Here is a 10,885-nt window from a genome sequence, read left to right on the forward strand (position 1 = left end):
CTTTCTTTAAATATTTTGTCTTTACACTTCTATATTAAGAATTTTAAGCCGTCTAACTCCGCGGGGCGCCCTTGCTATAACCTCATCTCCCACGCTCTTTCCTATTATCGCTTGCCCAACGGGACTAGAGACAGAAATTTTATGATTGTTGGGATCGGTTTCTTCCGAATTAACGATTACATAGGTGAATTCTCTATTCAAGTCCAAATCTTTCAATGTTACCTTGGTCCCTAAAGTCACCTGGCTGGTATCTATTTGGTCGTTCTCTATCACCTTAGCTTTGGATAACTGTGTTTCCAACTGTTGAATTCTGGCCTCTAGTTTTGCCTGGGCCTCTTTAGCTGCATGATATTCTGCGTTTTCGCTCAAATCGCCAAAGGATCTGGCCTCTTCGAGTTGCTGAGATATTTCCGATCGGCCTTCGCTTCTTAGTTTAATCAATTCAGCCCTCAACTTCTGATATCCTTCACGTGTCATAAGGATGACATCGTCTTGTTGGGTTCTCTGTGTCGACATATACCTTACCTCCTTGAGGAAAGAGCTTTATGGATCGCTTAGGCTTTAAGAATTTTACAACATTTATCGGCTATGTCAATCGACACATCGTAATTGCCAGTGAAATGACGAGGTTGAGGGTCCTCCTTTGCTGGATGTGGCGATTTAATTTTCATATAAGTCGTGCATTCTAATTTTTTGTCGTAATTTCCATCGATCGATTTCGTTTTGGAGAGATAATATCGATTCGTGAAGACGATATATCCTAAATCTGTTTGCCGGATCTGTATACAATGTTAATCGTAAGTTAAATCGATGTTGTTGCATGTGACGGATGTTCTGGCCTATGTAAGTGGGGATTTTGACTTTATATGGCACGGCAGCAGAATAATATCTGTATCCTGCAATATGATTTGTCGCATGTCCGTGATTCCATTCTTTTATCGTATTAGGGATATAAATATTGTACTGTGTATAACCTAAATGTTTTCCATTGAATCCATAACTTCCTTGAGCCAAAGCTGAGCCAAAAAAGCATATCAGTATTGTTACCGCTAACACCGCTATTGCTGATTTTTTCATGGTATGTCACCTCTAATTTAGGTTTACCTAAATTGTATCCCAAAATGAAGAGAATTTCAATGGTTTCACAGCGATTTCCGATGGTGAAGTCGATAAAAAAGTGCAATGTCAGGATATTAAAGCAAAACAATACTTGACAAAGTCATATGGCTTGGTTTAATTATCATGCACATTTCGTTAAAATTTTTTTGAAAATATCGGAGGAACTTTAATGTCAATATTGTCTGTTGCATTGATAATTGCCGTTGGTTTTTGCTCAGGTTTTTTGAACGTGTTAGCCGGAGGGGGAAGCCTGCTTACCATACCTCTTTTAGTTTTTATGGGTTTAGATGTATCGGTGGCTAACGCAACCAATCGCGTTGGTGTTTTGTTTCAAAACGTCTTTGCTGCCCAACACTTTCATAAAAAATCACTTTTTCGACTCAAAGATTGTTTGTTTTTTGGGTTGCCCTCTCTTTTAGGTGCTGCCTTGGGCACATTTGGAGCGGTTAGTTTGGATGAGAGATATTTGAGGATTGCAGTAGCAGTGTTGATATGTTGCATGGCCGTACTTTTGGTATTGAAGCCGGATATGTGGGAGCGCGAACGCGAGATTTCCTTGCCCAGATGGGTTTTGATCCTTGCCATGTTTCTAATAGGTGTTTACGGAGGATTTATACAGGCGGGTGTAGGTTTTTTCCTTTTATGGGCACTTGTCGGGTTGGGAGGTAAGGATCTTCTTCACGCCAATGCGCTAAAAGTCGTAGTCATAGCAATGTTCACCACATTAAGCTTAGCGATTTTCCTCCTTAACGGAATGGTTAACTTTCCATTAGGTGTCGTTTTGGCAATAGGCAATTTCATTGGGGGTATAGCAGGGGCGCATTTTGCCATTTTAAAAGGAAATAGGTGGCTAAGGTTGATACTGTCTGTTGTGGTGACGATAAGCGCCATAAGGATGTTGTTAAGTCTGTGATGTTAGACCATGGATAAGTGCCTATAATATCTTTGTAAGATAAGATCAGCAAAGGGAATGATGTCAATGGCTTTTAGTTTCGCTATCGATATATACGGTTGTCAAATGAATCAATACGATGGAGATCGGTTGAGAACATCCTTAATACGAAGAGGCTGGATTGAGACCGATAGAAACAAAGCTGATGCAGTGGTAATTGTAACCTGTAGCATTAGAGAAAAGGCCGAGCAAAAGGTGTTGAGCGAGATTGGGCGTTACGGGAAACTCTACAAGACAAAGGGTAAGCCTGTTTTGGCAGTTATCGGATGTATGGCCCAAAACATGGGAGCTGATTTGCTTCGGAGGTTTCCACAAGTGAAGGTCGTAGCAGGGCCGAGACATATAGGATGGGTTCCCGATGCTTTGGAGAATGCAATGAGGCATAAAACTGTCTTATATCTCGACGAAGACCCCAGGGAACTGATAGATCTACATGATGCTCCAATGATCAGAAGCAATTCCTATAAGGCATTTGTAACCATTGCCCATGGATGCGACAATTTCTGTACTTATTGTATTGTGCCCTATGTACGGGGAAGGTTTGTGTCGAGGCGACCTGGCGAGATATTAAAGGAAGTATCCGAGCTCGTAGATGATGGCGTCCTCGAGGTCACTCTTTTAGGCCAGAACGTCGACTCCTACGGCAAGGATCTTAAAGAGGGTTATCTATTTTCTAATCTCCTGCGAGATGTGGCTAAGGTTCCCGGACTATTGAGAGTTCGTTTTACCACTTCTCACCCACGCGACTTCACCGAAGACGTAATAGTAGCAATGGCAGAGGAATCGAAAATTTGTCCGGCCGTTAACCTCCCGATTCAGTCGGGGAGCAACAGGATTTTGAAGAAAATGAACAGGGGTTACACAGTTGAGGACTACGGAAGAATAATAAAGCGCCTGCGAGAGGCTCTGCCCGAAGTTTCTATAACCAGCGACATAATCGTTGGTTTCCCCGGTGAGACGGAGGAAGACTTTCAATGCACATTGGAGATGTTGAAAACGATGGAATTCGACTTAGTTCATACCGCTTCCTATTCTCCGAGAGAGGGTACTCCGGCAGCCAGTATGCCCGATCAAATCCCTGAAGAAGAAAAAAAGAGAAGGCTTTCAATCGTAAACGAATTGCAAGACGCGATTTCATTTAAAAAAAACAAAATCTTAGAGGGTAAGGTTTTTGAAGTATTGCTCGACGACTTTGCCCCTAGGGGCAAAGGTATGTTGCAGGGCAGGACGCCTACGGATAAGGTGGTGCTTGTGCCGGGAGATGAAAGCATGCTTGGTAAATTGTGCGAAGTGCGCATAACTGGTGCGTCTAATTGGTATTTATATGGCGAAATAGTATCTTTTAGAGATTTTAGCGATGTCCTCGAAGTCAGAATTTAAAATACAGGAAGCGAAAAGAAAAATTGAAAAATACAGCAAAGGGAAAAGATTCAAAGGGATAGCTGCAGCTTTTCTATGCTTAATCTTGGCAATCGGTGTTTCGACAGCCTATTCGTTAGGCAAATCGAAAGTCCATGAAACAGATGAAAAATATTACGGCCTCGATGAGCTTACAAACACCAAATTCGAAGGAGCAAAAAGAGAAAACGACGCAAATGGTGCAGGAACGTCCATTCCCGAGAAGGTGTGGGTTTTGTATATCACGGGAGCAGTTAAAAGTCCCGGCGTATACAAACTGCCGGAAGGATCCAGGGTATACGAATTGGTGGCAGAAGCAGGAGGGCTTACCGAGAAAGCCGATTCAGTTGCCGTCAATTTAGCGGCGAACTTGAAAGATGGGTGTCACGTCCATGTACCAGAAAAAGGAGAACATATCCCTCTAACGTTGAGTGAGCAAAAGGAAGCGGTCTTTATAGACCAAAAGGGTAAATTGAAGCCCCCGAAAATCGATGGAGCTGCCTTTGAGGACTATCATGGTAGTTCCGATTTAATAGATCTGAACAGTGCAACTGCCGAGATGTTGCAGTCGCTGCCCGGAATAGGGCCCAAGACAGCTCAAGCGATATTATCCTATCGGGAGGACAAGGGAGGTTTTCGTTCTGTCGAGGAGTTGCTTGAAGTAAAGGGAATAGGTCCCAAGAAGATGGAAAAAATCAGGCCTCTGATTACCGTTGGCTATCGATGAAGTTATTCAGGGAAGCTCCTTGTTTATCCTTGTTATTATCCCTAGTGATTTCCATCCTTTTGACGGGAAAGGGTTTCCCTTTTTGGCTGTCGGGCATTGTCTCAGGGTTTATTTTTTTAGGCTTAGGATTTTGTGCCTACGATGGAACACCGAATTCTTCGTATATTTTTATCCTCTGCTTTGTCGTTAGCATGTTTGGTAGCCTGTGGTCGAGCTATAGAGTAGAGACCGATCTCTTTTTAAGCGGCAGGCTAGCGGAAAAGGCCGTTGTTGCTTTCGAAAGGCCCTGGGGCGGCAAAAGGGCAGTCGTATTCAAGACACCCAAGGGAAAATTTGTCGGTTTTACATCTCCTTCTTTAGCTTTAAAGGAAGGAGACTCTGTCGGTATAAAGGCGTCGGTATTGCCGATAGAGCGCAGGAACATCGGATTTAATCCCTATACTTATTGGAGGTCCAGGGGTGTAGTGGGTCGTCTGGTAGGCCTTCAAGTGAAAAAGTCCCGCAAGAGCTCTCCTTTGAGCGTTTTTCGTTGGCGATCATCGTTGAAAGAATGGATACTGCTGAATTATCCTCCAAGAATTCGGGGATATCTTTTGGCAATGCTTTTGGGCGTGAGGGACCCGGAATTGGTGAAACTTCATTCAAGCTGGGGCACCTCTCACTTGTTGGCTGTCTCCGGCTTCCACGTCGCCCTTCTTGTGGGGGTAATCTTTTCGACTTTAAGAGGATCTAGGCTCAAGGTACAAATATCCATTCTTTTTTTATTTGTATACTTGATCTTTACAGGTTTTGCAGCGAGCGCTACCCGTGCCGGATTGATGGTTACCTTCGCTTTGATCGGTAAGTTGATCGGAAGACCGATAAAGCTTCTTCAGGCCGTCAGCTTAGCGGCCATATCCTTAATATTGTGGAGACCGTGGTTTGTGTGGGATATCGGATGGAAATTATCCGTGATGTCTGCTCTGACAATCGGTTGCATGGACATTTTTCCCAAAAAGTTTTTGCCCTTTATACTGAGTTCTCTCCTTTGGGTTGTTAACGCCGGTTGTGTCCTTGCAACATTTGGAACGCTGCCATTGGCAGGGCTTGTAATTAATCCCATTGCCATTCCGATGTTCGGCATTTTGTTTTTGACAGTAATTCTTTTTGCTCCATTTGCTTTCTTGCCCTTCGAAATTGGCAGGCCTTTTCTTCTCTTGATAGAGGGAGTGTTGGTAGCCGTTGAAAGGGCGCTTAATCTGATTTCATCTTTGATGCCTGCAACCCTTACGGAAGTTTGGCCCTGGCCCTTTATTTCCCTTGGAATATTTTTTATTATATTGGCCAAAAGATTAAGTTTTAACAATTTTAGGAATTTTTGTCTTTCAAGTTGTGGGTTGTTCGTTTATATAATGTTATTATCTTGATTTGATGGGAGGTTTTTGCAATGCTTCTTGTGCTAGATATAGGAAATACCCACACTTGCGTTGGTATCTTCGATGGCGCTTGCCTGATCGCTGATTGGAGACTCACCTCTGAGAGGCGTACCGAAGACGAGCTGGGGATATACCTTACGGGATTGCTTAATATGACTAAAATAAGTCAAGATCTCATCTCAGGGTCAATAATATCGAGTGTGGTTCCGCCATTGGAAGCTGCCTGGAGCCGTGGCATATACAAATACTTGGGCATCGAACCTATGGTTGTAAGTTCAGAGCTTGATCTTGGGATCAAAGTAGGGTACGAAACACCGGCCGAAGTCGGAGCGGACAGGCTTGTAAATGCAGTGGCGGCTGTTCATCATTACGGATGTCCTGTAATAATTGTCGATTTTGGCACGGCAGTTACCCTTGATTACGTGACGTCAAACTGCGTTTACCTCGGTGGTGCAATAGCACCTGGCTTGCTTGCCAGCATAGAGGCGCTATTCGGAAAGACGGCAAAACTTCCCCTCGTCACTCTCGAGCCTCCAAAGAGGGTCGTTGGCAGATCTACGTCAGAATCGATGAGGTCAGGTATACTTATAGGATATGCGGGTTTGATAGACGGTTTAGTTGATCGAATGTCGCAAGAGCAGAAGGAAACGCCAAAGGTCATTGCTACTGGAGGGCATGCCGAGGTAGTCGCTAGATGGTCGAGCAGAATAAATACAGTTGATTCCAATTTAACGTTGGAGGGCTTGAGGCTTATATATGAACGAAATGCCAAATAACCCTGTATGGCTTGCCCCAATGGCAGATATAACATCCTGGCCCGTCAGGAAGATGTTTTTTCGGGTAGGTGTCGGTTTGGCCCATACAGAGATGGTTGCTACCAGAGCATTGATGGAAAGACATTCCTCTGTATTTTATTCTTTGCAACGGCATCATGACGAGGGTCCGTTGGTGTTGCAGCTTTTTTCTGGAGATGTGGCTTCCCTTTTGGAAGCTGCTCAGGAAGCCTACCGAATTAGCTACTTTGAGGCCTTAAGCATTAACATGGCCTGTCCTTCGAAAAAAGTTATGGCATCCGGTGGCGGCGCGTCATTAATAAATCGCCCCAATGTGGCTGCCGAGATGATTAGACAGGCCAAAAAATTAGGATTTCCGATCTGGGTTAAAACCAGAATTCCCAGTCACAATTTGAAGGATGTAGCAAGTTGGTGTGATCTATTGATCTCTGCTGGCGCCAAGAACGTAGCTTTGCATGGAAGAACGGTTTCGCAGGGGTATAAGGGAAGTTCCGACAGAAATATTGTCGGCGAGGCAGCCAGAGCTTTCCCGGGTAAAATAACGGGTACAGGAGACGTTTTTACCTCCGATGACGTACTCGATTATTTGGAAAAGGGCTGCATAGGGGTTTTAGTTGCGCGAGGTGCCCTGAAAGATCCTTTTATCGTTCCCGATGCCCTGGCTAAGTTGGGCTTTCGAAATGGCAGAAAAGCTACCTTTGAATTTCAGAGGGAGATATTTCATTCTTTTATATCCGATTTGTGTCAAGTTAAGGATAATTTAGCCATGCTCTTGCTTCGTCGCTTCTTATCATGTATTTTTAAAGGAATGCCTGGGGCTTCACAATTGCGATCTTCGATGGCAAGAGCCCATGGCATTACACAAGCCTTTGAATTATTTAATTCTTTTGCCAATAATTTTAGTGACTTTTGCGCTAAGGAGGAAGCAATGAATGAGCACCGAAAACACTAATATGGAAGAACGATCTACTCCGGAAAGGGAAATAATAAAACAACGGATGGAAAAATTAGAAAGGCTTCGCAAGGATGCCGGATTTAATCCCTTTGTGATCGATAAGTGGGATAAGGAGCATAAATTATCCTTCGTTCGTTCTAATTTTTCCCATTTAGGACCGGACCAGATGGACGAAGATGCCCTCATTAAAACTGCCGGTCGCGTAATGGCAATCAGAAAACACGGTAAGGCATCATTTGTTCATCTCGAAGACGATACCGACAGGCTTCAACTTTATTTTAGGTTTGATACCCTCAATGAGGAATACGAATGGTTCAAGAAGTGGGTAGATACCGGAGATTATCTTGGAATCGTCGGACATCCCTTCAGAACAAAGAGGGGCGAGCTATCGCTTTTGGTGACTGAATTCAAGTTATTGAGCAAGGCCTTAAGGCCATTGCCCGAAAAATGGCACGGCCTGAAAGACACAGAGGTTCGTTATAGACAGCGTTACTTAGATCTTATAGCCAATCCTGAGGTTAGGGAAGTTTTTCGGAAGCGAGCAAAGATCATAAAAACCTTCAGAGAAGTATTGGAGTCCCACGGGACGCTCGAGGTCGAGACGCCAATTCTGTCTCCCATGGCAGGAGGGGCGACGGCCAGGCCTTTCATTGCGTTTCACAATGCTTTGGGCATAAACCTATATCTTAGGATAGCCACGGAGCTTTACCTGAAGCGACTGATCGTCGGCATGTATGAACGCGTGTATGAAATAGGTAAGAATTTCAGAAACGAAGGCATAGATTCCATGCATAATCCAGAATTTACGGCAATGGAAGTTTACTGGGCCTATGCCAACTACGATGATATGATGAACCTGACCGAGGAAATTATAGTGGCCTGTGCTGATGCCATGGGAAGCAGGCAATTGCCCTACGGAGAACATATGATAAATTACGAGCCCCCTTTTAGGAGGGCAACTATGGTGGACTTGGTCAAAGAACATTGTGGTGTTGATTTTTTAAATATTACCGACGAGGAAGCCAGAAGGATAGCAAAGGAAAGGGGTCTCGAAATAAAGGGAAACGAGAGCAGGCTTTTGATCATGACAGAATTTTTTGATAATTTTGTGGAGGACAAACTTATACAACCTACTTTCGTATTGGGTTATCCCGTGGAAATATCGCCACTTGCCAAACGTGATCCCGATAACCCCGACTTTACCCGAAGGTTTGAGCTTTTTATATGCGGAGCTGAGGTTGCAAATGCTTTTAGCGAGCTTAACGATCCGCTGGATCAGAGAGAACGTTTCCAGGATCAACTTAAAAAGAGAGAAGCAGGAGATGAGGAAGCCCATGTGTTCGATGAGGACTTTGTAACAGCCCTGGAGCACGGTTTACCGCCAACGGGCGGATTGGGCATCGGAATAGATCGATTGACGATGTTTTTGACCAATTCAAGTTCAATCAGGGATGTCATTCTGTTTCCTACGATGCGTCCCAAGGAGTGATGTTGGTGGATTTGGGGGAAGCTAAAAAAAGGGCAGAAGAGCTGAGAAAAGAGATAGAAAAACACAACTATTACTATTATGTCCTCGATTCTCCGGTTATTACAGATGAGGAATATGATGCCCTTTACAGAGAGCTGGTAGAGCTTGAAAGGCGTTTCCCGGAAATTATAACTCCCGATTCTCCTACTCAAAGAGTGGGCGGGAAACCGAAAGAGGAATTCAGGAAAGTAGTTCACGAGATTCCCATGCTTTCCATGGACAACGTTTTTACTCAAGAAGAGCTTCAAAGTTTCGTCTCCAGGGTATATCGAATTCTGGAAAGAGAAGTAGATTTTACTACAGAACTGAAAGTAGACGGCATTGCCGTGTCTCTCGTTTATGAAGATGGACGCTTTGTTTTGGGAGCCACGAGGGGAGATGGAAGGGTCGGCGAGGACGTTACAGAGAATTTGCGGACCATAAAGAGCCTTCCCTTACGGCTTATGGAACCTTTGCCTGGAAGACTTGAGGTCAGAGGCGAAGTTTACATGACCAAGGAAGACTTCGCCTCGCTCAACAGATCTCGCGAAGAAGATGGGGAGCCCCTTTTTGCCAACCCGAGGAATGCTGCTGCTGGCAGTTTAAGACAGCTTGATCCTAACGTGACCGCCAAACGCAGGCTTCGCATTTTCGTCTATCAAGTAGTCCATCCGGAAGAGTACGGCCTGTTTTCTCAATTTCAAGTCCTTTCCTGGCTGCGAAACAAGGGCTTTCCCACCCAGGGAAATGAGAGGCTCTGTAAAAACTTTGAAGGGTTGTGGAACTACATAGAGGAATGGAAAGAAAAAAGACACTCCTTGGCCTATGCTACCGATGGAGTGGTGGTTAAAGTAGACGATCTGACAGCCTACGAACAGCTGGGAACTACCGCTAAAGCTCCAAGATGGCAGATAGCGTTTAAATATCCGGCGGAAGAGCAAAGGACGCGCCTTTTAAGGATAGAAGTTTCAGTCGGCAGAACGGGTGCCCTCACCCCCGTTGCAATACTAGAACCGGTTAGGCTTGCCGGTACCGTGGTCCAGCGTGCAAGCCTTCACAATGAAGACGAAATAAAGCGCCTGGATGTGCGGGTTGGAGATTACGTATACGTGCGCAAGGCGGGCGAAATTATACCGGAAGTAGTTCGAGTGGACTACTCTGCAAGGACGGGCCAAGAGAGACCTTTTGCCATACCGGAGAATTGTCCTGTTTGTGGAGCAACAGTGGTCAGGTTGGTAGGCGAAGTTGCTTATCGATGTCCGAACAAGTCATGCCCGGCTCAAATTAAGGAAAGTATAAAGCATTTTGCTTCCCGTGACGCCATGGATATAAAGGGTTTGGGCGAAAAGATAATAGAGCAGTTGGTGGATAAAAAGATGGTCGGCGGATTTGCGGATCTGTATAAGCTGAAAAAGGAAGATCTAATTTCCCTCGACAGAATGGGTCCAAAATCTGCTGAAAAATTAATAAATGCCATTAACAGCTCAAAGAACAGGCCCCTTTCGAGGCTTATATATGCCCTTGGCATTAGATATGTCGGTTCCAGGACGGCCGAAATATTAGCCGAAAGATTTAAAAGTATGGATAACCTGGCTAAGGCGGACATCCAGGATCTATCGGACATTCCGAGTATTGGCCCCCAGATCGCTTCATCCATCGTGGCATTCTTCAGAGATGAAAAAAACCTTGCTACCATAAAGGAATTGGCCAGATGTGGCATTAAGATGGCGGAGGAAAAGTCCGAAAGGCAAGAGGGACCTTGGGAAGGGTGGAAAATAGTTTTTACAGGCGAACTTGAAAAGGCTACCAGGAACGAGGCAGAAAATATAGTTAAGGATCTTGGGGCAATTCCATCTAGTTCCGTGAGCAGGAATGTAGCTTTCGTCGTAATTGGTCGTAACCCGGGAAGCAAGTTAGCAAAAGCCCAGGAACTTGGTGTTAAAATTGTTGATGAGCAAACTTTTTGGAAATTGGTCGACGAAGCAATGTCGAAAAAAGGAAATTGAGGAGGTTTGTGC

At 44.6% G+C, this 10,885-nt stretch carries 9 protein-coding genes; 8 read left to right on the top strand and 1 reads right to left on the bottom strand.

Annotated elements, in window-relative coordinates; genetic code table 11:
* Positions 1–21: 21 nt before the first annotated feature.
* Positions 22–516 carry a transcription elongation factor GreA gene (gene greA, locus B3N34_RS06800; RefSeq protein ID WP_009200465.1) on the bottom strand — a complete coding sequence of 165 codons (495 nt, stop codon included), beginning with the start codon at positions 514–516 and terminating at the stop codon, positions 22–24.
* A 772-nt stretch (positions 517–1,288) separates the two neighbouring features.
* Between greA and B3N34_RS06805 the strand changes: the two genes are divergently transcribed.
* Genes B3N34_RS06805 through ligA form a run of 8 tightly spaced genes read left to right on the top strand, consistent with a single transcriptional unit; the run spans position 1,289 to position 10,873 of the window.
* Positions 1,289–2,032: a sulfite exporter TauE/SafE family protein gene (locus B3N34_RS06805; protein WP_273001844.1), complete on the top strand. Its 744-nt coding sequence runs from the start codon at positions 1,289–1,291 to the stop codon at positions 2,030–2,032.
* Between the two features lie 57 nt (positions 2,033–2,089).
* Positions 2,090–3,451 (top strand): tRNA (N6-isopentenyl adenosine(37)-C2)-methylthiotransferase MiaB, encoded by a 1,362-nt coding sequence (miaB, locus tag B3N34_RS06810; protein WP_286976116.1) that lies wholly within the window; start codon positions 2,090–2,092, stop codon positions 3,449–3,451.
* On the top strand, positions 3,429–4,196 hold the full coding sequence (locus B3N34_RS06815; protein WP_286976118.1) for a helix-hairpin-helix domain-containing protein: 768 nt from the start codon (positions 3,429–3,431) through the stop codon (positions 4,194–4,196). Before miaB ends, B3N34_RS06815 begins: the two co-directional genes overlap by 23 nt.
* A gap of 29 nt (positions 4,197–4,225) precedes the next feature.
* Entirely contained in the window at positions 4,226–5,602 is a 1,377-nt protein-coding gene (locus tag B3N34_RS06820) for a ComEC/Rec2 family competence protein (RefSeq protein ID WP_286976119.1), read from the top strand.
* Between the two features lie 20 nt (positions 5,603–5,622).
* Complete coding sequence (locus B3N34_RS06825; protein WP_286976121.1) at positions 5,623–6,387, top strand: type III pantothenate kinase; 765 nt, start codon at positions 5,623–5,625, stop codon at positions 6,385–6,387.
* On the top strand, positions 6,368–7,357 hold the full coding sequence (locus B3N34_RS06830; protein WP_286976123.1) for a tRNA dihydrouridine synthase: 990 nt from the start codon (positions 6,368–6,370) through the stop codon (positions 7,355–7,357). The genes B3N34_RS06825 and B3N34_RS06830 overlap by 20 nt, the downstream gene beginning before the upstream one ends.
* Positions 7,338–8,849 (top strand): lysine--tRNA ligase, encoded by a 1,512-nt coding sequence (lysS, locus tag B3N34_RS06835; RefSeq protein WP_286976125.1) that lies wholly within the window; start codon positions 7,338–7,340, stop codon positions 8,847–8,849. The genes B3N34_RS06830 and lysS overlap by 20 nt, the downstream gene beginning before the upstream one ends.
* On the top strand, positions 8,849–10,873 hold the full coding sequence (gene ligA, locus B3N34_RS06840) for an NAD-dependent DNA ligase LigA (protein ID WP_286976126.1): 2,025 nt from the start codon (positions 8,849–8,851) through the stop codon (positions 10,871–10,873). Before lysS ends, ligA begins: the two co-directional genes overlap by 1 nt.
* Positions 10,874–10,885: the final 12 nt, after the last annotated feature.

The organism is Acetomicrobium sp. UBA5826, from assembly GCF_002433005.1.
Taxonomy (GTDB): Bacteria; Synergistota; Synergistia; order Synergistales; family Acetomicrobiaceae; genus Acetomicrobium.